15 protein-coding genes are annotated in these 25,103 nt (G+C 44.3%); 4 read left to right on the forward strand and 11 right to left on the reverse strand.

What is annotated here, in order from left to right; all coding sequences use genetic code 11:
• Positions 1-35: 35 nt before the first annotated feature.
• The 4 genes from D6856_RS13735 to mgtE form a co-directional block, all read right to left on the reverse strand.
• The gene (locus tag D6856_RS13735) at positions 36-455 is read right to left on the reverse strand and encodes a hypothetical protein (protein ID WP_120687364.1); all 420 of its coding nucleotides are present in this window, start codon (positions 453-455) and stop codon (positions 36-38) included.
• A gap of 327 nt (positions 456-782) precedes the next feature.
• Complete coding sequence (locus tag D6856_RS13740; RefSeq protein ID WP_120687365.1) at positions 783-1,637, reverse strand: MerR family transcriptional regulator; 855 nt, start codon at positions 1,635-1,637, stop codon at positions 783-785.
• Positions 1,638-1,932: 295 nt separating this feature from the next.
• Positions 1,933-3,786, reverse strand: coding sequence for a 5'-nucleotidase C-terminal domain-containing protein (locus D6856_RS13745; RefSeq protein WP_243114095.1), 1,854 nt, complete (start codon positions 3,784-3,786; stop codon positions 1,933-1,935).
• Positions 3,787-3,821: 35 nt separating this feature from the next.
• Positions 3,822-5,186 carry a magnesium transporter gene (gene mgtE, locus D6856_RS13750; RefSeq protein ID WP_092246464.1) on the reverse strand — a complete coding sequence of 455 codons (1,365 nt, stop codon included), beginning with the start codon at positions 5,184-5,186 and terminating at the stop codon, positions 3,822-3,824.
• A gap of 336 nt (positions 5,187-5,522) precedes the next feature.
• Between mgtE and D6856_RS13755 the strand changes: the two genes are divergently transcribed.
• Both D6856_RS13755 and D6856_RS13760 read left to right on the forward strand, forming a co-directional pair.
• Positions 5,523-6,902 carry an MATE family efflux transporter gene (locus D6856_RS13755; protein ID WP_120687366.1) on the forward strand — a complete coding sequence of 460 codons (1,380 nt, stop codon included), beginning with the start codon at positions 5,523-5,525 and terminating at the stop codon, positions 6,900-6,902.
• Positions 6,903-6,956: 54 nt separating this feature from the next.
• Positions 6,957-7,940, forward strand: coding sequence for a helix-turn-helix domain-containing protein (locus tag D6856_RS13760; RefSeq protein ID WP_120687367.1), 984 nt, complete (start codon positions 6,957-6,959; stop codon positions 7,938-7,940).
• A 46-nt stretch (positions 7,941-7,986) separates the two neighbouring features.
• On the opposite strand, the gene D6856_RS13765 is transcribed toward D6856_RS13760, so the two are convergent.
• Positions 7,987-9,696, reverse strand: coding sequence for a methyl-accepting chemotaxis protein (locus D6856_RS13765; RefSeq protein ID WP_158588960.1), 1,710 nt, complete (start codon positions 9,694-9,696; stop codon positions 7,987-7,989).
• A gap of 246 nt (positions 9,697-9,942) precedes the next feature.
• On the opposite strand from D6856_RS13765, the gene D6856_RS13770 reads away from it, so the two are divergent.
• The gene (locus D6856_RS13770) at positions 9,943-11,091 is read left to right on the forward strand and encodes a peptidoglycan recognition protein family protein (RefSeq protein WP_243114096.1); all 1,149 of its coding nucleotides are present in this window, start codon (positions 9,943-9,945) and stop codon (positions 11,089-11,091) included.
• A gap of 119 nt (positions 11,092-11,210) precedes the next feature.
• On the opposite strand, the gene D6856_RS13775 is transcribed toward D6856_RS13770, so the two are convergent.
• The 5 genes from D6856_RS13775 to D6856_RS13795 all read right to left on the reverse strand — a co-directional run bounded on the left by D6856_RS13775 (position 11,211) and on the right by D6856_RS13795 (position 22,779).
• Entirely contained in the window at positions 11,211-12,698 is a 1,488-nt protein-coding gene (locus D6856_RS13775; protein ID WP_120687369.1) for a glutamate synthase subunit beta, read from the reverse strand.
• A 13-nt stretch (positions 12,699-12,711) separates the two neighbouring features.
• A complete protein-coding gene (gene gltB / locus D6856_RS13780; protein WP_120687370.1) occupies positions 12,712-17,121 on the reverse strand; it encodes a glutamate synthase large subunit in 4,410 nt (1,469 codons plus the stop codon).
• A 64-nt stretch (positions 17,122-17,185) separates the two neighbouring features.
• The gene (locus D6856_RS13785) at positions 17,186-19,294 is read right to left on the reverse strand and encodes a glutamine synthetase III family protein (RefSeq protein ID WP_120687424.1); all 2,109 of its coding nucleotides are present in this window, start codon (positions 19,292-19,294) and stop codon (positions 17,186-17,188) included.
• 27 nt (positions 19,295-19,321) lie between these two features.
• Positions 19,322-20,905, reverse strand: coding sequence for an asparagine synthase B (gene asnB / locus D6856_RS13790; protein ID WP_120687371.1), 1,584 nt, complete (start codon positions 20,903-20,905; stop codon positions 19,322-19,324).
• A gap of 104 nt (positions 20,906-21,009) precedes the next feature.
• Positions 21,010-22,779 carry an ammonium transporter gene (locus tag D6856_RS13795; protein ID WP_120687372.1) on the reverse strand — a complete coding sequence of 590 codons (1,770 nt, stop codon included), beginning with the start codon at positions 22,777-22,779 and terminating at the stop codon, positions 21,010-21,012.
• Between the two features lie 435 nt (positions 22,780-23,214).
• Here D6856_RS13795 and D6856_RS13800 point away from each other — a divergent pair, with 435 nt between their 5' ends.
• Positions 23,215-23,718: a helix-turn-helix domain-containing protein gene (locus D6856_RS13800; protein WP_120687373.1), complete on the forward strand. Its 504-nt coding sequence runs from the start codon at positions 23,215-23,217 to the stop codon at positions 23,716-23,718.
• Here the strand turns inward: D6856_RS13800 and D6856_RS13805 are convergent.
• A complete protein-coding gene (locus D6856_RS13805) occupies positions 23,702-25,057 on the reverse strand; it encodes an MATE family efflux transporter (RefSeq protein WP_120687374.1) in 1,356 nt (451 codons plus the stop codon). The two genes, D6856_RS13800 and D6856_RS13805, sit on opposite strands and share 17 nt — an antisense overlap.
• Positions 25,058-25,103 lie beyond the last annotated feature (46 nt).

Genomic DNA, 25,103 nt, shown 5'->3' on the forward strand with positions numbered 1-25,103 from the left:
TGAATTGCAAGATTTTTTATTATTTTTACCCGAATTTATCTGAATTCTTTGGAGTAGTAGGGGATTATTATGTCTTCTCCCGCAGTAACCATGCCGCCTTCCTCGATATGATTGATACTGCAGACTTCGGCGATATAGTCATCTATACTGTCATAATTCTCATATGAGATGTTGGCAGACGCTATACTCCAGAGCGAATCACCTGCACTAACAGGAATTTGTTTATAGTATTTGTAGAGAATATCGCTATTATCCACCTTGGCATTAAGTGTTATCGTCATTGCAAAAAAGATTATCGCAAAAACCACGAGCGCCGCGATAAGCCCCAGTACCAGACGCTGTCTTCTTACTATCTTCTGTCTTCTTAATTTGTTCTTATAAATCCTAAGCTCACTCTTTGATAAAAATCTCTGATCGTTATATAAGCTAGCCGCAGTCATAAGTGCCCTTGTCATATCACACCTCCAAAATACTTCCCTCTACACGGGCTCTTTCTCCCCAATGAAAAAAGCTTGTGTCGCGAGGTAGTTATCTACCTTACAACACAAGCTTATAATTTTAGGTGGGTCATAAAAAGGACAGCTTATTTTTCGCGGTGTTCGAGGTGTTTAAGTAAGCCTGCACATATTATCAAGATCAATAATAGCAAAGGAAAAACATAAAGCGAAAAACGGATATTTAAAAAATATAAAACGCCTGTAACTATCAGTAACACTGCGTCCACAATCCCAATTATACGTATAATCTTCATATTTTTTATCCTCCTGTCCTCATGTTCGCGTTTAACTTTCCCCGTAATATTCTAACACAGCTTTTCCTACATTTTGTGCAACGCCTTCTCCATAGAGTGAATCTATAACTCCCGCGACTTTAGCATCACTTATATATGATCTTGCGCCCACAATCAGCATGGAGCGTGCATTACTCATGTGATACATTTTGTTTGTGTTATCCTCAAGTCTCTGCACAAGTTTATGGCGCTTTGTCTGATCCTTCGGAAGTTTGGCAAAAGAGTGATAGATATCCTTAAGCTCTTCTTCCAATGCCTTATGTTCCTCGGGCGTCATGGAATCTATTTCTTTAAGGGCTTTCAAGTAGTTTTCTTTACTTCCGTACATTCGAAGAATATCTTCCCCGATCTCTCCTTGCGTGAGATTGGTCTCCACAGTCTTTTTCATCTCTGCAATATCTTCTTTTTTTACAGGCTTACTTGTAACCTTCTTGATCTCAGCTTCTTTTTCTTTAGCCTCTTTTATCAAGATATCTGACACAGTCTTGGCTTCATCTTCTGTAAAAGGTTCAAAGCTTATATTCTTCCCTTCCGAATCAAGCCCATCTATCACTCTTATCAATCCGTTCAGCTTATTGACTTTACGAACCAGCTCTTCTTTTTGAGCCTTCAACACGCTGTTATAATCACGTTTTCCGGCGTCCAGGATTTCTTTTATCTGAGAAAGCGGGATCTCCATTTCTTTCAGAAAAACTATGGCGCGCAGCCTCTTTAAATCTTCGTCGTCATATAATCTATATCCGGCTTCGCTTCTTTTCTTAGGAACGAGGAGCCCTATATTGTCATAGTGTCTTAGGGCTCTCTCCGATAGCCCTGCTATTTTAGCAACTTCGTTTACTGTCTTCATGGTCAAGCCTCCTTTTATATTCAGTTTAAAGGTTGACGCTACGTCAGGGTCAAGAAAATTATAACACAGCCATATAATTCATGGCGAAAACCATATTTGACGAAAGTATATAGAAGTATATAAAAGTATATAAGAATATAAAAAGTATAAGGGTCTTATAGATGTATCGACTCACGGTATCATCAAATACACTCTTCCAAGATTTGATATCTTTGTAAAAAATCAGCCTCAATAAAAACATTGCCCCTTGCCTGAATTGCAATCAGGCAAGGGGCATAAATTTTGTTTATGATTTTTATTTAAGATCTTTTTCCGTGATCGCCTTTACGTTAGGTGTTCTGCCGTCCTCGGAGCAAGGGATTTCGATCTCCTTATTCTTAAGCTGCGTGACAGCTTTATCTCTTAAATCCTTATCCCATTCATAACCTGTGATCTTCCAGTTATCATCGCACTCGGGTTTGATCTGGCCTTTCTTTACATTGGTTATGTAGTCACCGATCAGCTCTCGAACTCCGCCGATATCGCCTTTGACATCGATCTCTACAAGCTTAGGAAGTTCCTCGCCTTCCTCATAAACCTCTCCGGGTGTGAGCAAGTGAGATGAAGCTCTGTAGTTGTTTACTGCGATATCAAACTCATCGTCGTCGCGGACGGGTGTACCGTCAGGCCATGTAAGATTCTCGATCCTGCTGCCGGGTTCTTTCGAAATGTTGATCTCGTAGTTTACACCCGCAAACATATCGAAATTATAAGCACGTACATCGGGGTTAAAAGAAATTGTGAGGTCGCCGGGTTTAAAGGTGTTAAAATACTTCGCCGACCACTCCATGTATTTCTTGAGCTGCGCACCTGTCATGTGCAGCTTGTAAAGTGTATTGGTATATTTGTAAATAAGTGCCGTATCACACTTCTTGATATCTCCGGGATACATGTTGGCGCCTGCTGTAAACAGCGCTGCGGCTGAAACTTTGGCTCCCGTATAATGAAGCTGAACATCATTTATAAGATCGATAAGAGCAGTGTCTTTTATCTGAGCAGTAGGAATCTCTTCTATCTCATTTGCAGGAGAAAGCTGATCTCCGACAAGCTTTCCTATAACACTGTTTGCATCATCCTTGGCCTGCTCATCATATTTACCGAGGAGCTCAACGAGCTCGGGATCTGCTTCATAATCTTTGGTCTCAACACTCTTTGATGTCTTATCGGCAACCTTGTAACCGTCGCCATCCTTCTCAAGTGTAAGATCGATTACAGAAAAGGTCTTGGCCATCTCTGTGTTCATAACAACGAGCGTACCGTTTATCGTCTCGCCTTCAACCAATGCGTGTGCATGAGATGCAAGCATAACATCAAATTCGGGACACTCCTTTAAAATATCCTCAACTCCGGAATTGGGAACATCGTACTCGTCATCGATTCCCATATGATATACGCCGACAAGAACATCATACTGTCCTTTAATACTGTCGATTATCTTGCGTGTCTCCTCAAGCGGATCGGTAACCATGCAATCAGCAAGGTTGACGCTGTCCCAACGTGTAATGTTGGGAGTAACCATTCCGATTACGGCTACTCTTATTCCGTTCTTCTCAATGATGGTGTATCCGTCCGCAATCGGCTCTCCGTTTTCATCATAAACATTGCCGCCAAGCGTAGCGCATTCCAGATCTCCGATGGTCTTTTTTACAACGTCCATGCCGTAGTTGAACTCATGGTTTCCGACCGTCCAGACATCATATTTAAGGGCATTTATCGCCTGTATCATAGGGTGTACGTCATCTTCTCCGACAAAGATATCGGAATAATTGTCCTGAATAGTGTCACCTGCGTCAAAAAGCAAGGTGTCATCCGTACGATACTCTTTTAATGCTGTAGAAAGCTGAGCTACACTACCTGAAGTATCTTCGGCGTTAAGGGCATAATCCCAAGGCAGGAACTTTCCGTGAAGGTCACTTGTTCCGATTATTCTGAGGGTCTTGGTCTCCGCGCCCAATCCCGTCTGATCTAAGCTTGCTTCTACAGAAGCGCTTTCGGTAGGTTTAGCCGCTCCGTTATCCTCATCCTTCGGAGCACTACCGCCGGCCGCACAACCTACAGTCATAACAAACGCAGTACATAACGCCACTATACCAGTTGCAAATTTCTTCATTTTCATATTCTCCTTCCCTTTATAAAATAAGCGTTTTATATATTCAGATGCAGCAACCTCGTTGCGATATTGAAATACGCAAGGAGCGAAAGCGCATCAACGATTGTTGTGATCATGGGACTCGCCATAACAGCAGGGTCAAAGCCGAGCTTGGATGTGATCATCGGCAAGCAACAGCCTATGAGCTTAGCAATGACAACAACCATAAGCAGTGTCAGACAAATGACTGCCGCAACCGAAACGGTGAGTCTGTCAAGGAATATCAATTTCAGGAAATTAGCTGCTGCCAGCGTAAGTCCGCAAAGTACGGCAACTCTTATTTCTTTCCATATGATCTTAAAAAGATTCGCAAACTCAATCTCTTTTAACGAAAGACTACGAATGATAGAAACGCTTGCCTGCGAACCCGCATTACCTCCTGTATCCATAAGCATGGGAATATATGCGGTAAGTATTACGTATGCGGAAAGTGCATCTTCAAACTTAGTGATGATCGCGCCGGTAAATGTGGCGCTGACCATGAGGAACAGAAGCCACGGCATTCTGCTCTTGTAAGTCTCAAAAATACCAACCTTGGGATAAGGCTTGTCAGACGGCACGATAGCGGCCATCTTCTCGATATCCTCGGTAGCCTCTTCTTCCAAGATGTCCACAACGTCATCGATAGTGATGATTCCGACCATACGTGATTCGTTGTCTACAACGGGCATGGCGGTGAAGCCGTATTTCTGGAACATTCTCGCAGCTTCTTCCTGGTCGGTCATCGTATTGATGCTGATGACATTGGTGTTCATGATGTCACCGATCACGTCATCGGGTTTCATGATGAGCAAATATCTGAGCGCTACGGTTCCGACAAGTATCTTTTGCTTGGTAACAACGTAGCAGATATTGATTGTCTCGGAATCAACGCCCTTTTGCCGTATTCTGTTGATCGCATCTGTGACGGACATATCTTCTCGCAGATCAACATACTCCACGGTCATGATACTTCCGGCAGAGTCCTCAGGATACTGCAGAAGGTGATTGATATCAGCGCGTGTCTCGGGACTTGCGTTGGCAAGTATGCGCTTAACTACATTGGCCGGCATCTCCTCCAAAAGGTCGGTAGCGTCATCGGCCATTAGATTGTCAACGATTGTGGAAGCCTCTCGATCTGACAGTGAACGAATGATATATTGCTGATCATCCAGCTCCAGGTCGGCAAATACATCGGCAGCCATGTCCTTGGGAAGGATTCTGAACATTTTAAGTGAGTCCTCATCCTCCATCTCTCCCATTGCAGCAGCGATATCTACTGTATTCATCTCTGAGATTGTCTGGCGAAGCTTGGTGTATTGCCTAGATTCAAGAAGCTCTTTTAAGATTTCAACGATTGTCTTCTCTTCTTGTAATTCCATGGTAATCTCCTTTTCTATGTGCGGTTTTTATGGTACTTCGACCGGGAGCAGGATCGCTGCCACATTTATGTGAATCCTTCTTCATAAAAACCACCACCTTTCCTTCGGAGATTTCCCAATAGGGATGCGAATTGCTTTAGATTAACAAGCACATTTACTGTACCACAAAATGCCCCAATTGTGTAGGGATTACGAAAAGAAAACACAGGCAAAAAATCCGATTGCCGATTGGGATAAAAATTGCAAAATGGAGTAGACGCAAAAAAGAGAGAAAATTATACTATCTCGTGTTAGCAATAACTAACTTGGTGTAAAATTATAGAAAGGAACATGGAAATGAAAAACTCAAATGACACAGCAAATACGCTTCTTACGGGAAATGTATTTAAGACCATGCTGTCACTAAGTATTCCCGCCATCTTGGGAATGGTCGTTATCGGTCTCTATAATTTCATGGACGCCGTTTTCGTCGGGCAGATGGTTACTTCGCAGGCAATGACCGCCGTCAAGGTGTCGTACCCCTTTACGCTCATCAACAGCGGAATTGCAACGCTCATCGGAACAGGCTCGGCATCGGTGCTCTCAAGAGCAATCGGTAAAAAAGATCAAAACACCATAAACAAGATCATGGGAAACCTAATGGGAGTAGTTCTTTTGCTCTCTATCATTGTGATGGTTCTCGGAATCGCTTTCGCCCCTCAGCTACTTACCCTTTCAGGCGCTACAGACGAAATCCTCTCCGAAGCCACAAGATATTTGAGACTTGTTTACTGCGGATCGTTATTCGTTAATTTCTCTCAGTCAGCCAATATGGTAATGAGAGGTGAAGGTAAGCTCAAGGTTGCGATGACGATCATGGGCGCAGGTGCGATCCTCAACATCGTATTGGATCCCATTCTCATCACTGTTATGGGAAAAGAAAACGGTGTCCTCGGAGCAGCACTTGCTACTGTTATCGCTCAGTTCTGCCAGGCTACATACACTCTTTGGTACTTCAGGAAAAAGAGCGACAACGTAAAGCTTGGAAGAATCGGCATCGATAAGACAGTACTCGGTCCTGTACTCAGCGTTGGCGTATCAGCCATGCTCATGCAGGTAATGTCGATGGTACAGCAGACAGTTATGTACAACACAGCTGCTAAATGGGGTGGCGGAGAATGGCAGACAATTCTCGGCGCATCATTAAGCCTTCAGGCTTTTTCATTCATTCCTCTTTGGGGAATCGCGCAGGGCTTCCAGCCCGCTGTAGGAACAAACTACGGTGCAAAGCAGTTTGACAGAGTAAGAAAGTTCACCAAAGTATTCATGATCGCAGCGACCGTTCTTGCACTTGTATTTTATCTTCCGATCATGTTTGCCCCCGGTGCAATGCTTTCTATGTTCATCAAAGAAACTGCAATATCTACACAAGGTGCAAGTATGCTGAGAGTTCTTTTCATAAGCTATATCTCTTACGGCGTTATGATCCTTGCGATTACATTTTTCCAGGCTATCGGAAAAGGTGGCGCAGCAGCTGCTATCACACTCCTTAGACAGCTGGTGCTCTTCGTTCCTCTTGTAGTTATACTTCCAAGGTTCTTTGCAAGAAACGTTGACGGAGTATTCTACGCACAACTCGTAACGGACAGCATTGTTCTTGTTGCATCGCTTATCCTTATGGCAAAAGAGTTTGCGGGAATCAGGAAAGAAGAAAAAGAATTGTCAAAAGCAGCTTGAACATGATCAGGCTAAGCGCATATCACTTCCGGGCTAAAAAGGTAGGAAACATACATGAATAAAATCATTTCAAAAAAGGCTAAGTCAGAAAATCTTTTTAAAAACTACATGCACCTAATAAGCAAGCAGGAATCCGATGTTCTCTACAGAATGAAAACCCCCATGGGCGAAGGAATCATGCACAGATACCCCATTACCCAAGGAATAGATTACGTTTATTCCGAGATTGAGGCCTACACCCCATTATTGCAGGAACAAAAGAAGCTTGTGAACTACATTGAGATCATGTATATGGTTGACGGTCACGCTGATTTTGAGATGGAAAACAGACGATGTGCATCGGCAGATAAAGGCGACGTTGTGGTATTTAGCAGCAACGTTGGCGTTAAAAAATGCACCATCGGCTCGGAAGGAATGATATGCATAAGCCTGATCGTATTTGTAGATCTTGCGGTCAATTATCTAAACGAGGCCTTGGAAACAGGTGAGTTTACAAATAGCAATTTCTACAAAGAAGCCAGAGAAGCCGGGAGCTGTATATGTGTTCAGGCAAACGAGCGACTTGAAAATATCTTTAAAGATATGATGGCTCTCCCTGCCGAACACGGTTCCATTCACAGAAAGCTCCTGGCGCTTCAGGCTATAGTAATGCTTAACGACCTTAAGAACAAAAGAAAATACAACGACATATACTTTAGCGGAGACAGCTGTGAGAAAGTCCATAAAGCCAGAAGGATATTAAGCAAAAATCTGGATAAGGACATTTCCATAAAAGATCTTTCGGCGAAAGTCGGACTTAATCGCACAACGCTCCAAAAAATTTTCAAAGAAATCTACGGAGTCACGATCCACGATTACAGGAAGCATGTTCGCATGCAGGAGGCAAAAAACTTGCTGCTCCAAAATGAATTATCCGTGACCGAGGTCTCCGGTTTATGCGGCTATACCAACGCCAGCAAATTTTCCGTGGCATTTAAAGACACTGTCGGAATGCTCCCCGGAAAATGGAAAAAAGCGGCAATGGAAAAAGCTTATTGAAACAAAAAGGAAGCAACCTGTTTGATTGCCTCCTTTTTTATATGCTTTACTCAAGTTTAAATTTTCCGACTTCGGTCCTAAGCTTTCCGGAAAGTTCGCTGCTGGCGGATGCATCCTCATCGATCTTGAGCATGTTCTCGCTCATCTCAACGGATTTCTCCGCAGTGCTCTGTACATGCTTGGTCGCATCTTCCACAGCGCTGTTTATCGATCCCGTAGATTCCCGGATGAGATTTACATTACTCTGTATCTGCTCGGAAGCTTCTGCAAAGCGTTCCATCATCTCATCGATTCGCTCTGCCGAATTCAGGTAATCATCACTTATATTAACGAGCTTATCAAAGCCGTCTATAGTAGTTTCTTTTACAAAATCCAAAAGATCTTTTGCCTCCGTCGCAAGTTCGTTAACCGCGGTTACAACTTCGGATGAAACTGCCTGAATCTCACTTGCCGCCTTCTGTGAATTGCTTGCAAGTTCACCAATCTCCGCAGCAACAACAGCAAAGCCTCTTCCTGCATCTCCCGCTCTTGCCGCCTCTATTGAAGCATTCAGTGCAAGAAGATTGGTCTGGTTTGATATCGCGATGATATTTCCCGTAAGATCTTCAATCCTGCTTACAGCCTTTGAACGTTCAATCTTATCGGAAACAGACTCAGCCATATCCGAAACTTTTTCTTCGGCGCTGCTTCGCTCAGCTTCAGCTCTTTTGCCCGTTTCAGAAGCTGAGTTCTTAACTTCCTTGGAGAAGTCACGGCCGCCTTCTATTTCTGAAACAATGTCCTTAAACGAATCCGTAATTTCATTCATATGCTCGGTCATCTCATTGAGCGAACTCGACGTATTCTGCATAACAGAGCTCATATCCGTGATCGTCGCAGATATCGCCTCGGAATTATTTCTTGCATCTTTGATATTTTCCGCGATGTGGCCCGACGCCTTACTAAGCTGATCGGAATCTGTATTTATGGAAAGAAGCATTTCTCTGATAAACGAAATGAGCTTATTGATATTTCCGCCGATAACTTCAAATTCATCTCCGGAATCAAGTTCTATATTTTGGGTGAGATCCCCGTCACCTTTGGTAAGCTCGACAATCTTATCATTTAAAAGCACAAATTTTTTGCTCAGTGCTCTGCTCAAAATGATAAGGATTATGCAGCCCGCTATAAGTACGATCAGGCAGGTGATAATAATATCTTTTACAAGCGCTCCCGTCTGTTCTTGTACCCAGACCATGCTGACATCTGCGCCGACTGCGCCGACAACCTTTCCATCTACATAGATGGGGCTGTAGGACGTTATATGTGTGCCCCACTCATCAGTATAAGGCTCATCACTTGAAACGACCTGCCCCGAGAGAGCTTCTATGACCTCGTCATCGGTAAACTCATCTCCGATATAGGACATATCCTCAATCTGCGCATCGATAGCATATTCCAAAGACTTATCGGCAGCGTATCTTACCGTATAAAGATATTCAACACCCGAAGCGTTAAGCATCTTAGTTAGGAAATTGCTGACTTTTAGATAGTCTTCCGTTTCCTCCTCTCCCGGTTGTACCGATGCTACTATGCTTCCGTCGATAAGTGCAGCGGCAGATGATGATATGGCTTCAGTGTTCTTTCTGATCTCCTGATTCAAAATATTACTTGCTTTGTTATAGATAACAATTCCCAATATGATGTCCGCTACAATAAAAAGGGCTATAACTCCAACAATTACTTTCTTGATTATACTGATCTTACGTACTTTCATGCGAGACTCCTCTCTGCGTAGAAAACAGGCAAAAAACATAACAAGAACGTCTATAAAAATAATACCTTACAATCGGTATTAAGTGAATTAAATATCTATAAAATCGTACTCGTCAAAAAAGTTAATTTTTTTGAAAGAATTTTTGATTTTAGTATTGCAAAGATAATTCCATGGTGTTATAGTGTATTAGTACTGGTAGTACAGTATGTAATACACGCTTGTTTACTGGAAAGAGGCGATTTTTTGATGTCAAGAGAATTAGATAGTATTTATTACAATAGCAGATCGGATATGAAAAAGGCCAGCGGCACAAACACACGTAGATCGGAAGCACGCAGATACAGTGACGACAAGCCTTCTTACCGCAGAGGAGAAATTTACAATTACGGTAACGAAGATGTACGAAGGCCCAGACCTCGCAGGTTTGACCCTCAGACAGGCGAGCCGCTTCAGCGTGTGCCTAGATTTGATCCACAGACTGGCGAGCCTTTAGCAAGCTCACGTAGGTCAGACAATATAAGGACAGATGCTCGCAGATACAGATATGACGATGTCAGAGCAAATACTCGCAGAGGTGACGATAACAGAGCGGACTACCGCAGGCGCGAGCCCGGAAGACCTGAACCTCGAAGAGCCGATCCTCGCAAGTTTGAGGATAACAGAACTCGTACTCGCAGACCGGAAGCAGACAATCACGACGAATTTGCAATAAGACCCGGAAAGCGCAAAAAGAACAAGCTTTTTGGCAGTTTTTCCCTTCTTGTTATAGAGCTTCTTGCTCTTGCAGGACTCCTTTTCTTTATAGTAAATAAACTTCCTATCAGCGGCGGGCTCGAGACCTCTAAGATAGCAGAGAGCTCACAGTCTTCCGATGATAAAAAAACAGACTATAGCAAGGAAGATATCGATGTTCCTTCATGGGTTCAGGTTGATCTGATAGACAGTGTAGATCAAGGAAATCCTTCAAGGACATTATTACCTTTGGATGGCGTTGAAGATATAGTAATCCACTATACCGCCAACCCCGGAACAAGCGCCGCACAGAACAGAAGCTATTTCAACGACCCGAGTTCAGATTCCTGTTCTCATTTCATAGTAGGAATAGAAGGCGAAGCAATTCTGTGTGTACCGCTTAATGAAAGATCCGCGGCCACCAATCACAGAAATAATGACACTATTTCCATCGAGGTCTGCCATCAGGATGAGACCGGACAGTTTACCGATGCATCATATGATACGGTTATAAAGCTCACCCAGTGGCTTATGGATAAATATAATCTCGATACGGATCATGTCATCAGACACTACGATGTCACAGGAAAAGATTGTCCGAGATATTATGTACAGCATCCCGACGCATGGGAGCAGTTCAAAGAAGATCTGAAAAAGAAATAAGATATAGCACTTACCAATCCTCCAAATTGAAAACGTGCGCAAAGCGCACATAAAGCAAAAGCCCGAGTGGTCATATACCACTCGGGCTTTTACAATGTAAAAAAGGCAAATATATTTGATCACAGGTTAGAGTAACCCATCAAATATCTATCAACTTCTCCGGCACAGGCGCGGCCTTCCGCGATTGCCCAGACAACAAGTGACTGTCCTCTGTGCATGTCTCCTGCGGAGAATACTTTGGTGTCACCTACTCTGTAGGTTTCTTCACCGGTAATTACAGTTCCTCTCTGACTTCTTTCTACTGAAAAAGCGTCAGCGGAATAATCTTCACATCCGATGAAGCCCGCTGCTATAAGGAGCAGGTCACATTTCAATTTCTTTTCGGTTCCGGCTACTTCTGTAAGCTTGCCGTCCTTAAATGCAACCTTTACGGTTTCTATCTCTTTAATGGAACCCTTTTTGTCTGTGGTGACACTCTTAACTGTTGTCTCGTAGACTCTTGGGTCCTCTCCGAATACGCTTATTGCTTCCTCGTGACCGTAGTCGGTCTTAAGGACCTTCGGCCACTCGGGCCAAGGATTGTTTGCTGCTCTCTCTACGGGAGGCTTGGGCATCATCTCAAGTGCGGTAACGCTCTTTGCGCCGTGTCTTAAAACAGTTCCGATACAGTCGTTACCTGTATCTCCACCACCTACGATGACTACGTGCTTGCCTTCCGCATCGATATATCCGCCGTGTGCTTTTAATGCCTCTACAGATCTGTCCTCAGATTCCAAAAGAGCTTTCGTCGTCCTTGTAAGGAAATCGACAGCGTTATACACTCCTTTGATCTTCTCGGGATCAGCTACGGGAAGAGGTCTTGCCTTCTTTGCTCCGCAGCAAAGTACAACGGCATCATACTCTTTTAACAGCTTCTGAGCTTCTTTTTTATCTACATTAACTCCTGTATGGAATGTTACTCCCTCTTCCTCCATGAGCTTGCGACGTCTCTCGATGACTTTTTTATCAAGCTTCATGTTGGGGATACCGTACATGAGAAGTCCGCCTATGCGATCGTCTCTTTCGTACACATCAACAATATGTCCCCTGTGATTGAGCTCATCGGCTGTAGCAAGTCCAGAAGGACCGCTTCCTACAACGGCTACTCTCTTACCGCTTCTTATAGCGGGGATCATGGGCTTTACATAGCCTTTTTTAAACGCGGTCTCTATAAGATAGAGCTCGTTGTCATGAACGGTAACCGCTTCGCCGTTCTGTCCGCACATGCAAGCTTTCTCACAAAGCGCGGGACAAACCCTTCCCGTGAACTCGGGGAAGTTACTGGTCTTGTGGAGCCTGCTGTATGCGTGCTCCTCGTGTCCTGCATATATCTGATCGTTCCACTCGGGGATGAGGTTGTGCAGAGGACATCCCGTTACCATTCCGCCAAGACTTATTGCCGACTGGCAGAACGGAACGCCGCAGTTCATACATCTGGCTGCCTGCTCCGCTCTTTTATCCCTGTCGAGATATGTGTGAAACTCTTTGAAGTTACATAATCTTTCCTTTGGAGGCACATCTCCATTGGTTGTTCTTTTATATTCAAGAAATCCTGTTACTTTACCCATTTTCTGCCTCCTATCACTTATTCGGTACGATCTTTTTAAAGTTAGGAATATATTCATCAAAGTGAGCCAGAATCTCTTTTGCATACTCTGATTCCGTCTCTTTTGCATAGTCCTTGAGGATAGCCTTAAGATCGGCAATATCAGCCTTGTCAGTAAGTTCCGTCAATGAAACCATGTCTTTGTTCATTCTAAGATAAAGAGTGTGCTCCTTATCAAGAACGTAGGCGATTCCGCCGCTCATTCCGGCAGCGAAGTTTTTACCGGTCATTCCGAGAATGACTGCTTTTCCGCCTGTCATATATTCCAATCCGTGATCACCGCAGCCTTCAGCGACAGCAATGGCACCTGAATTTCTTACACAGAAACGCTCACCAGCGATACCGCATACGTATGCCTTACCTGATGTTGCTCCGTAAAGCGCAACGTTACCGATAACAATATTTTCGTGAGCCTTGTATGTAGCATTCTTGGAAGGGGTAACGATAAGCTTTCCGCCTGACAATCCCTTTCCGAAACCGTCGTTGGCATCACCGTAGAGACGAAGTGTAAGTCCGTTTGGAATGAACGCACCAAAGGACTGTCCGCCTCCGCCGTTTGCAACAACAGTAAACGAATCATCGGGAAGGGTATCTGTAAAGTCGGCAGTAACCCTACTTCCCAGGAGTGTACCGAAGCTTCTGTCGGTACTTGATATATCTACTTTTACAGTGGCAGGCTTATTGCCACCTTTCTTGAACTTCTCGTATGCAGGCACAAGAACCTTGGCATCGATAGTCTTTTCAAGCTCAAAGTTATAAACATGCTTGGGGTTGAAATGGCTGTCTTTTCTCTTTGCATATGAAGAATCAATGATCCTTCCGAGATTGACCGCACCCCTGCAACGAAGAGAAGGAACATCTCTCATCTTGAGGCAATCGGTTCTTCCGACCATCTCTTCAACAGTCTTAAAGCCAAGCTCGCTCATGATCTCACGAAGCTCTCTTGCGATGAAATGCATGAAGTTCATAAGGTGCTCGGGCTTTCCTGCAAATCTCTTTCTGAGCTCTTCGTTCTGAGTAGCGATTCCGACAGGACATGTATCCTTGTTGCAGACACGCATCATCATACAACCAAGAGTTACAAGAGGCGCTGTGGCAAAACCGAATTCTTCCGCACCAAGGAGCGCTGCGATAGCAACGTCTCTACCTGTCATAAGCTTACCGTCGGTCTCAAGAACAACTCTGCTTCTAAGTCCGCTGTCAAGAAGTGCCTGGTGAGCTTCACTTACGCCGAGCTCCCAAGGAAGTCCCGCATGGTGAACTGATGATGAAGGAGCAGCACCTGTTCCTCCGTCATAGCCGGATACGAGGATAACCTGCGCACCTGCCTTTGCAACACCGGATGCGATCGTTCCGACACCTGCTTCGGAAACGAGCTTAACCGAGATCCTAGCCTTGTCATTGGCATTCTTAAGATCATAGATGAGCTGCGCCAGGTCCTCGATCGAATAAATATCGTGGTGAGGCGGAGGTGAAATAAGAGTTACACCGGGAGTTGAGAAACGTGTTCTTGCAACCCAAGGATATACCTTTGCTCCGGGAAGATGTCCACCTTCACCGGGCTTAGCACCCTGCGCCATCTTGATCTGTATTTCCTGTCCGCTTAAAAGATATCTTCCGGTAACACCAAATCTACCTGAAGCTACCTGCTTAACGGCACTGTTCTTTTCTGTTCCGAATCTTTCTATCGCTTCGCCGCCCTCACCGGTATTGGATTTTCCGCCGAGTCTGTTCATTGCGATAGCGATCGTCTCATGAGCTTCCTGAGAGAGTGAGCCGTACGACATAGCTCCCGTCTGGAATCTCTTTACGATCTCGTCTTCACTCTCAACCTCTTCGAGGGGCACTTTTTTTCCTGTAGGAACGAAGGACAAAAGAGCTCTCAAAGTATGCATTCTGTTCTCGTCGTCCACCATATGAGAGTATTCCTTGAATCTCTCATAGTCACCCTCTCTTACCGAGCGCTGCAAAGTAACGATGGTCTTGGGAGAATACATGTGATCCTCTTTGTCATCGCCGCTTCTTAGGCTGTGGAAGCCGAGTGAATCAAGACTTGTATCTGCGGGAAGTCCGAGAGGATCGAAGGCTCTGTTGTGCCTGATCTCCACGTCTTCACCGATCTGATCTATACCAACTCCGCCGACTCTGTTTGTAGTGCCGGTGAAGTACTTATTTACAACTTCGTCGGAGAGACCTATAGCCTCGAAAATTCTTGCCGACTGATAGGACTGCAGCGTTGAGATGCCCATCTTAGCCGCAATCTTTACAACACCTCCGAGAAGAGCTTTGTTATAATCATCTATCGCTGTGTGGTAATCCTTATCAAGGATTCCGTTATCTATGAGTTCTGCTATACATTCGTGCGCAAGATAAGGATGGATGGCTCTTGCACCGTAACCAAGCAGACACGCGATCTGATGAACGTCGCGAGGCTCACCGCTCTCAAGGATGAGAGAAACGGCTGTACGTCTCTTTGTTCTTACCAGATGCTGCTCAACAGATGAAACTGCCAAAAGAGAAGGGATCGGCATGTGGTTCTCATCAACTCCACGGTCAGAAAGGATGATGATGTTCGCACCTTCCGAAACCGCTCTGTCCACTGCAACGTCTAGCTGATCCAAAGCTCTTTCTACAGAAGTGTTTTTATAATATAAGAGTGAGATCTTTTTGGCATGGAAGCCGTCCTGATCCAAGGACTCAATCTTCATTAGGTCTACACCCGTAAGGATAGGGTTGTTGACCTCAAGCACGCGGCAGTTGTCGCTCTTTTCCTGAAGAAGATTACCATCGGAACCGATGTAAACAGTTGTATCCGTAACCACCTTCTCTCTCAAAGAGTCGATAGGCGGATTGGTAACCTGCGCAAAGAGCTGCTTAAAATAGCAGAACAAGGGCTGGTGGTGCTTGGATATAAATGCGAGCGGGACGTCTGTTCCCATAGATACAGTAGGCTCAATGCCATTAGTTGCCATGGGCATGATCTGATCCTTGACGTCTTCGTATGAATATCCGAATACTTTATATAATTTGTCACGCATTTCCTGAGTGTGCGTAGGGATTTTCTTATTGGGTATATTGAGCTTGTTAAGGTGCAAAAGAGATCTGTCAAGCCACTCACCGTAAGGGCTTGTTTTTGAATATCTCTCCTTACACTCTTCATCGGAAATGATCCTGCCTTCCTTGGTATTTACAAGGAGCATGTGTCCCGGTGAAAGTCTGGATTTCTTCTCAATATTTTCCTCGAGGATATCAAGCACTCCGACTTCGGATGCAAGTATAAGTCTTCCGTCCTTGGTAACATAATATCTTGAAGGACGAAGTCCGTTTCTGTCGAGAGTTGCACCGAACAGTTCTCCGTCTGTAAAAAGAACCGCAGCGGGGCCATCCCAAGGCTCCATCATTGTTGCATAGTAATGATAGAAATCTTTTCTGTCCTGTTTCATGAAATCATTGTGCTTCCATGGTTCAGGGATTGTGATCATCATTGCAAGAGGAAGCTCCATTCCATTCATGTAAAGGAATTCGAGCGTATTATCAAGCATCGCGGAATCCGATCCGGACGCTGCGATAACGGGATAAACCTTGCCGAGATCTTTTTCAAGAATGCTTGATGCCATTGTCTCTTCACGGGCAAGCATTCTGTCGCTGTTACCTCTGATGGTGTTGATCTCACCGTTGTGAGCGATCATCCTGTAAGGATGTGCTCTATGCCATGAAGGCGTTGTGTTGGTTGAGAATCTTGAGTGAACCATAGCGATAGCAGTCTTGTAATCGGGTGAAAGAAGATCCTCATAGAAATTTCTAAGCTGTCCTACAAGGAACATTCCTTTATAAACAATGGTTCTTGATGAGAAAGAGCAGATATAAGTATCGTCTGAGCTCTTCTCATACTCTCTTCTTAAGCAATATAATTTTCTGTCAAAGTCGATGCCTTTTTTGACATCCTTGGGTCTTTCGATAAAGCACTGGCTGATATGCGGCATGCATACAAGCGCTGCTTCACCAAGGATCTCGGGATGGATCTCTACATCTCTCCATCCCAGAACCTTAAGATCCTGCTTTTCTGCAATAACTTCAAGCATACGTTTTGCAAACATACGCTTCATGGAGTCCTGCGGAAAAAAGAACATACCGATTCCGTAATCTCCGGCTCCTCCCAGTTTCATTCCAATTTTCTTGGCTTCTTTTGAGAAAAATGAGTGCGATATCTGCACCAATATTCCAACGCCATCGCCAACTTTTCCGGAAGCATCTTTACCGGCTCTGTGCTCAAGCTTCTCTACGATCGAGAGCGCATCGCCAAGTACTTTATTGTCCGGGGTTCCGTCTATATTGATGACTGCACCTATTCCGCAGGCATCATGTTCTTCTTTCCACATCTCCATCCTTATTATCCTTATCCTTTTTCTTAAATCTTGTTTCTAGCCGATAACACGAATTGCTCCGCCATTATCTAAGTGAAAATAACATCTGACCGTATGTCGGATAGCTGAGGTACTTATCGGGTACCAGAGCTTCTGCCTTATCCGCGTATTTTCTGACCTCATCCATATCTGTAAGGATCTGCTCTTTGTAGTAGCTTGCCTGCTCCAAAAGATCAGCCTTTTCTTCTGCTGCCTTTGTATCTTCTGTAAGCTTTGCAAGAGCCTGTCCCATCTTCTCGGATGCTTCATCAAGCTCTTTGAGGATTCCGCTCTCAAGCTTTCCGCCTACGCCTTCAAGAACACTCTTCTTCTGAAGGATCTCACTTGTAAGATCTTTTTCATAAGAAATGATTCCTTCTGTAAGATCTTTTCTGACCATCTCTTCCATTGTGAGCGCCTCGATATGAATTGACTTTGAGTAGTTCTCAAGGAGAATGTCATATCTTGATCTGATCTCTTCTTCTGTGAAGATCTTGTGCTTTGTGAAGAGACTGATCGACTCGTCCTTGATCCAGTAAGGCATTGCCTCGGGAAGTGACTTGAGGTTAGGAAGACCTCTCTTTTCAGCCTCGGCAACCCACTCATCCGAGTATCCGTTTCCGTTGAAAAGAACTCTCTTATGTTCTTTAAGTTCTTCCTGAAGAACCTCTAGAACCTTTTCTTTCATCTCAGCTTCGCTGAACTTTGAAAGCTTCTCGTAAAGTCTTGTAAGTATCTCAGCAACTGCTGTATTAAGAACGATGTTTGCGTTTGCTACAGACACTGCAGAACCGGGCATACGGAACTCAAACTTGTTTCCTGTGAATGCGAAAGGTGATGTTCTGTTTCTGTCTGTGTTGTCCTTTGTAAAGTGAGGAAGTACATCCGCACCCATACCCATCTGAACTTTAGCTGCTCCGTGATATGCTGTGCCTTCTTCAACACTCTTGATAACCTGTGCAAGCTCATCTCCAACGAAGATAGATACGATTGCCGGAGGTGCCTCGTTTCCGCCGAGTCTGTGATCGTTTCCTGCAGATGCAACAGAGAGACGAAGGATTGGTGCATACTCATCAACTGCTGCGATCACTGCTGTTAAGAATACGAGGAAAGGAATGTTCTCTGCCGGTGTCTTTCCGGGATCGAGAAGGTTCATTCCTGTATCTGTGCATACTGACCAGTTGTTGTGCTTACCTGATCCGTTGATTCCTTCGAAAGGCTTCTCATGAAGGAGGCAAGCGTAATTGTGCTTGTCAGCAACCTTCTTCATAACTTCCATTGTGAGCTGGTTATGATCTACGGCTACGTTAGCTGTCTCGAATACGGGAGCAAGCTCGTGCTGTGAAGGAGCAACCTCGTTGTGTTTGGTCTTAGCGGGAATTCCGAGTTTCCAGAGTTCCTCGTCAAGATCGTGCATATATGCCGATACCTTGGGCTTGATAACACCAAAGTAGTGATCTTCCATCTCCTGTCCCTTTGATGCAGGTGCTCCGATAAGAGTTCTTCCTGTGAAGAGAAGGTCTTTTCTCTGCTTATAGAAATCCTTGTCGATAAGGAAGTATTCCTGCTCGGAACCGATCGTAGTATCTACTCTTGCAACGTCCTTATATCCGAGAAGGTTAAGGACCTTAACTGCTTCTTTTGAAAGAGCATCCATTGATCTTAAAAGAGGAGTCTTTTTATCAAGTGCTTCTCCGCCGTATGAGCAGAATGCTGTAGGAATGTAAAGTGATCCGTCCTTGATAAATGCAGGTGATGAAGGATCCCATGCTGTGTATCCTCTTGCCTCGAATGTTGCTCTGAGTCCTCCTGAAGGGAAGCTTGATGCATCAGGTTCGCCCTTAACAAGCTCTTTTCCCGAGAACTCCATGAGGATCTGTCCGTTGCCTGTAGGTGAAATGAAGCTGTCGTGCTTCTCTGCTGTAAGACCTGTCATAGGCTGGAACCAATGTGTGAAATGTGTTGCACCGTTTTCGATAGCCCACTCTTTCATTACTGCTGCGACTGTATTTGCAACGTCGAGCTCAAGGTGTGTTCCTTTTTCTATTGTCTTGTGCACTGCCTTGTAAATGTCCTTAGGCAAGCGCTCTTTCATAATCTTGTCGCTAAATACCAGACTTCCGAATTGTTCTGTAAGTTTTGATGCATCGATCATCTTTTTGTCCTCCATATTCATACTCATTTATTTTGCAGATGCTCCGTAGTTTGAAAGAACTCTTGCGGAAGGATCGTTTACATTGCAACCTTCCCAGTTCTTGTTGGGCATCCAGAAGTCCACAACCATATCTGACTGGCCGGGATAATACTTTTCAAAAATCTCTCTGTACCAAAGTGATTCCTTTGTGAAAGGAGTTGCGTGAGTGTATTTCTTTTTCTTGGTCTCGTAATCTGCGTAGCTGTAAAGGCTATCCGCACACTCTATAAGGTCATCTCGAAGTGAATGTCCTACCGCGTCTGAGAAAGCAGCTTTCTCTCTCATGAGGATCGTCCTCGGTATCAGCTCATCTTTTTCAAACGCATGTCGCAAAAGATATTTTCCGATGCCGTAGGTGTTCATCTTCTTCTGCGGGTCTATGCTCATTACGTACTCTACAAAATCAAGATCCCCGAAAGGAACTCTCGCTTCAAGAGAGTTTACGCTGATACATCTGTCGGCTCTGAGTACGTCGTACATGTGTATCTCGTGAATTCTCTTTTGCGCTTCTTTCTGGAACTCATCCGCGCTCGGCGCAAAGTCTGTATATTTATATCCAAAGAGCTCGTCGGATATCTCTCCTGTAAGGATTACCTTGATATCTGTGTTTTCGTGAATCCATTTGCACAGAAGATACATTCCGATAGAAGCTCGTATTGTCGTAATGTCATATGTTCCGAGAGCTTCTATAACAGGCTCGACCGCCTCAATAACATCTTTTTTGGAAATGATCACTTCTGTGTGTTCGCTTCCTATATAATCCGCAACTTCTCTTGCGTACTTGAGGTCGATCGCGTCTATGTCCATTCCGATCGCGAAGGTTCTTATCTTCTTGCCAAGCATCTTTGCTGCGGCTCCGCATACAAGTGATGAATCAAGGCCACCCGATAAAAGAAATCCTATCGGCGCATCGGCTGAAAGTCTCTTTTCAATTCCTTTAAGAAGCTTGTCGTGGATCTTTTCCGCGATCACGTTTACTTCGTCAAACTTTACTTCTTTTACCTTAGTCATATCTCTGTAGCAGATGAACTTGCCGTCCTCGTAGTAATGTCCGGGAGGGAAAGGCATTATCTTGTCTGCCACACCAACCATGTTCTTGGGCTCCGATGCGAAGATTATATTTCCTTTTTTATCGTATCCATAGTAAAGAGGTCTGATTCCTATCGGATCTCTTGCAGCTATGAACTTTTTCTTTTCACCGTCATATATGACGCAGGCAAATTCCGCATCGAGAATATCGAACATCTTGGTTCCGAGTTTCTCATACAAAGGGAGGAGTATCTCGCAATCACTGTCACTTCTAAAGCTGTATCCGAGGGATACCAGGTACTCTCGCAGTGCTCTGAATCCATATAACTCTCCGTTACAAATTACTGCATTATCATTAAGGTAGAAGGGTTGCATTCCTTCTTCATTCAGTCCCATTATCGAGAGACGATTAAAACCTATATATCCTTTTTCTACCTTTTTGTACCTGGACATATCCGGGCCTCTAAGGCTTGTTCTTTGCAAAAGAGTTTGAAACTCCTGCTCGGATATGTCATCACCTTCGTATGTCAGTATTGCGCACATACTCCATCCTCCTAGTTATTCTTTTATAATGAACTTACGCCCCAGCTCTGCTCGACGTAAGGCGTTCGCACCGGGCTCGAAAGGGCCTCGCCAAGTGATCACAATTATTCAACGTCTGCAAGAGCTTCAAGATCTTCCTCACCTGTTCTGATCTTTACTACCTTGTCTACGCTGTAAACGAAGATCTTACCGTCGCCGATGTGGCCGGTGTACAATGTCTTCTTAGCTGCTTCTATAACTGCTTCTACAGGAATCTTGCTTACAACAACCTCAACCTTGACCTTGGGAAGAAGTGTTGCATCCATCTCAACTCCACGGTACATGTCGCCGGAACCCTTCTGAACTCCGCAGCCCATTACCTGAGTTACCGTCATGCCGGTTACACCGAGATCGTTCATTGCCTTACGAAGCTTGTCGTAACGAGAGAGCTTTGCGATGATTACTACTTTATGTATAGCGGACTGTGTATGAACAGGACCTGTGACAACGGGAACCGCTGCATCTTTCTGAACCTGTGAAGCATATACATATTCGCTCTGACCAAGATCTGTGTTGTCGTTGACATCCATGTTGAGGGTGTTTGAGACATCCATGATAGCGAATCCTGAATATGCAGAAGCAAGTCCGTGTTCTGTTGAATCAAGTCCGAGGATCTCTTCCTCTTCTGTAACTCTAAGTCCAAGTATCTTCTTAATAGCGAAGAATGTGATTGTAATAGTAACTACTGTCCAAGCTGCTACGGCTAAGAATCCTGTAATCTGAAGACCAAGAAGCTTGAAACCGCCGCCGTAGAAAAGACCTACGAGCTCGTTGCCCTGTGCATCAGCGATTGAATAACCGGGCGCTGTGTTTGTTGCGAAAAGACCAACTGCAATTGTTCCCCAGATACCGTTCAAGCAGTGAACCGCAACGGCACCAACGGGATCGTCAACGTGAAGCTTGTAATCAAGGAACCAAACACCGAGGCAAACAAGGAGACCAGCTACGATACCGATCACGATTGCTCCGAAAGCATCTGTTACATCACAGGGAGCTGTGATAGCTACAAGACCTGCAAGTGATGCGTTGAGACACATTGAAACATCGGGCTTACCATATCTAAGCCATGTGAAGATCATACATGTTACAGTTGCAAGTGCAGGTGCGATTGTTGTTGTTACGAATACGGATCCGAGCTGCTCTACTGAAGTACAAGCTGCACCGTTGAATCCGTACCATCCAAGCCAAAGGATGAATACACCGAGTGAAGCTGCCACAAGGTTGTGTCCGGGGAAAGCATTTACCTTGGTAACTTTGCCTTCCTTATTTCTTTCGAACTTACCGATACGGGGTCCGAGAATAGCTGCTCCGACGAGAGCTGAGATACCACCAACCATGTGGATACATGTTGAACCAGCAAAATCGTGGAATCCCATCTGTGCCAGGAATCCGCCGCCCCATACCCAATGTGCTTCGATGGGGTAGATCACTGCTGAAATAACTGCCGAGTACACACAATATGATAAGAACTTTGTTCTCTCAGCCATTGATCCTGAAACGATTGTTGCTGTTGTTGCACAGAACACAAGGTTGAATACAAAGTTGGACCAATCAAAGTTTGCATAACTTGTGAAGATGTCAAAACCGGGTCTTCCGATAATTCCTAAAATATCTTCACCAAGTAATAATCCGAAACCGATCAAGATGAACACTACAGTACCAATACAGAAATCCATAAGGTTCTTCATTATGATATTTCCGGTGTTCTTGGCTCTTGTGAAGCCTGCCTCACACATAGCAAAACCGGCTTGCATCCAGAATACCAATGCTGCGCCGATCAGGAACCAGACACTGAAGACCTGGCCGTTAACCGCACTTAAGATTTCTTCGCTCATACTTTCTCCTCCAATCTGATCATCGAGAAATCTCTTATTTTCATGATTCCTCTAAGATAAAAGAACGACACAACGGGATTGCTGCATATTAACATCAGCATGACACCCCATTGTGCCGTCCTTACATATTTAATATTATTGCCGGTCATAGACCGTTTTTTGTATAGGACAAGTTTCCTCATGTATGAATACTTGTATACAATTAAAAGTATACTTCCGCGGATTAGCATCCAAAAACACAGAAAGCGCCTTAGAGAGTATTCTCTAAGACGCCCTTGCCTTATTGATAACGATTGTACTTCGGTATACAATCATTGTCAAGCATGTTTTTAAAATTTTTTTCAATTTATTTTCGAAGTCACTGTTCCTTCGCACCAACACTGCTGTATAATAACGGAGACACTATCTAACAGATGAATATTTCAGGAGATTATCATGGGCAAGAAATCCGTCAGAGAAAATAAGAATATATACTTTGAAAGCAGAGAGGCTCTGGGTCTTACAAGAGCTCAGGCAAGTGAGCTTATAGGAACCATCAGCGAGAGCCGACTTGAGAAGCTTGAGACGGAAAAGACTCTTGTTCATCCCGAGGATGTCGTTGATATGGCCAATGCCTATAAGCGTCCCGAACTGTGCAACTACTACTGCACGCACGAGTGCCGTATAGGAAAAGATACAGTTCCGGAAGTTAAGGTTTCTTCTTTATCGGAGATCGTACTTGGTATGCTCTCGGCACTTAATTCTCTCGACAGTCAAAAAACAAAGCTCATCGAGATTACCGCCGATGGCGTTATTTCTGACGATGAGCTGAAAGATTTTGTTGAGATACAAAAACAGCTTGATAATATCGATATGACGGTTGAATCATTAAAGATCTGGATGGCTAACATGATCGCCGATGGCAAGATCAACGGCAAAAAGCTCAGAGAACTTCGTTGAAGATTCTTTTTCTCCAGCTTCCTTTCATATATCTAAGCACACATCCTATTCCGGTTATGGCCCATGTAAGTCCGTTGGTATACCAGCAGCCCCACATTCCAATACCGGATATGGATACCAATATCGCTGCAAAGCCTAGTCTTCCGACTACTTCCAATATTCCGTTTATAAGGGCAAACGCAGCATCTCCGACGCCGTTGAGCGTTCCTCTGAATACATATATAAGTCCCAAGAAGAAATAGAACATGCTTGTTATCTTAAGTCCCTTAGCGCCAATCTTGATGGCGTTTTCATTGGGCGTAAATAATCTTATTATATTCTCTCCTTGCGTAAACATAACTATAACCATAAGAACACTGAATGCCGCAATAAGAGCAACACTCTTTATGCATCCGCTCTTTACCCTGTTAAGCTTTTTGGCGCCGGTATTCTGTCCCGTAAATGTTGATACGGCTGTACCAAGCGATCCGAGAGGCTGCTGAACAAGCTGCTCGATCCTTCCTGTTGCCGTATAAGCTGTCATAACGTCACTCTTAAAGCCGTTTACTACAGTTTGAAGTGCCACACAAGAAAAGGCTATAAGCGCGTTCTGAAGCGCAAGCGGAACGCCGAGCCTTATCGCGTTGTCTATGATATCGGTATCAACCTCGCGATGTCTTTTTTCTATCTGAAGATATGGATTGATCCTGATTCCCACAACTATCGATCCGATCATGGCAATTGTCTGAGAGATAACCGTTGCAAGCGCAGCTCCCAAGACGCCCATTCCGAGCCATTTAACGGTTATAAGGTCAAGGACAATGTTTATAAGGCATGCAACCACCAGGAAGATAAGAGGGGTCCTTGAATCTCCGAGCGCTCTTAATATAGAAGAGATCATGTTATAACCCGCAACAAGGATTGTTGCTCCGCAGACAACTCTCATATATGTAAGCGCGTCGGGCATACACTCATCCGGTATCTTCATTATATTAAGTATAGGCTCTGCGAGGGTCACACTGATGATACTCATAAGCAGACCTGCTACAAGTGTAATATATATTGAGTTACCGACTATCTTCTTAACGTAATCATCCTTACCCGCGCCAAAATGCTGCGAGATCATGATGCCGACTCCGGCTCCCATTCCCATACAAAGTGAGAAAAAGAGAAAGTTGACACTTCCGACCGCACCGATAGCGGGCATTCCGTATTTACCGCCGTAATGTCCCACGATAATGGTATCCGCCATATTGTAAAACTGTTGGAAGAGATTTCCAAAGAGCATTGGGATAGTGAACTTAATAAGAAGCAGAAGTTCATTGCCTTCTGTCATGTCGGTGACATATCTTTTATTCATAATACGCCTCATATGATAATCTGGGTAAAAGCTGTATTTTTAAGGC

The organism is Butyrivibrio sp. XB500-5 (assembly GCF_003625505.1).
GTDB lineage: Bacteria > Bacillota > Clostridia > Lachnospirales > Lachnospiraceae > Butyrivibrio.

Coding starts and splice junctions, on each gene's coding strand:
- D6856_RS13735 (WP_120687364.1), bottom strand. CDS start 455: ATGACAAGGGCACTTATGACTGCGGCTAGCTTATATAACGATCAGAGA.
- D6856_RS13740 (WP_120687365.1), bottom strand. CDS start 1,637: ATGAAGACAGTAAACGAAGTTGCTAAAATAGCAGGGCTATCGGAGAGA.
- D6856_RS13745 (WP_243114095.1), bottom strand. CDS start 3,786: ATGAAGAAATTTGCAACTGGTATAGTGGCGTTATGTACTGCGTTTGTT.
- mgtE (WP_092246464.1), bottom strand. CDS start 5,186: ATGGAATTACAAGAAGAGAAGACAATCGTTGAAATCTTAAAAGAGCTT.
- D6856_RS13755 (WP_120687366.1), top strand. CDS start 5,523: ATGAAAAACTCAAATGACACAGCAAATACGCTTCTTACGGGAAATGTA.
- D6856_RS13760 (WP_120687367.1), top strand. CDS start 6,957: ATGAATAAAATCATTTCAAAAAAGGCTAAGTCAGAAAATCTTTTTAAA.
- D6856_RS13765 (WP_158588960.1), bottom strand. CDS start 9,696: ATGAAAGTACGTAAGATCAGTATAATCAAGAAAGTAATTGTTGGAGTT.
- D6856_RS13770 (WP_243114096.1), top strand. CDS start 9,943: ATGTCAAGAGAATTAGATAGTATTTATTACAATAGCAGATCGGATATG.
- D6856_RS13775 (WP_120687369.1), bottom strand. CDS start 12,698: ATGGGTAAAGTAACAGGATTTCTTGAATATAAAAGAACAACCAATGGA.
- gltB (WP_120687370.1), bottom strand. CDS start 17,121: ATGGAGATGTGGAAAGAAGAACATGATGCCTGCGGAATAGGTGCAGTC.
- D6856_RS13785 (WP_120687424.1), bottom strand. CDS start 19,294: ATGATCGATGCATCAAAACTTACAGAACAATTCGGAAGTCTGGTATTT.
- asnB (WP_120687371.1), bottom strand. CDS start 20,905: ATGTGCGCAATACTGACATACGAAGGTGATGACATATCCGAGCAGGAG.
- D6856_RS13795 (WP_120687372.1), bottom strand. CDS start 22,779: ATGAGCGAAGAAATCTTAAGTGCGGTTAACGGCCAGGTCTTCAGTGTC.
- D6856_RS13800 (WP_120687373.1), top strand. CDS start 23,215: ATGGGCAAGAAATCCGTCAGAGAAAATAAGAATATATACTTTGAAAGC.
- D6856_RS13805 (WP_120687374.1), bottom strand. CDS start 25,057: ATGAATAAAAGATATGTCACCGACATGACAGAAGGCAATGAACTTCTG.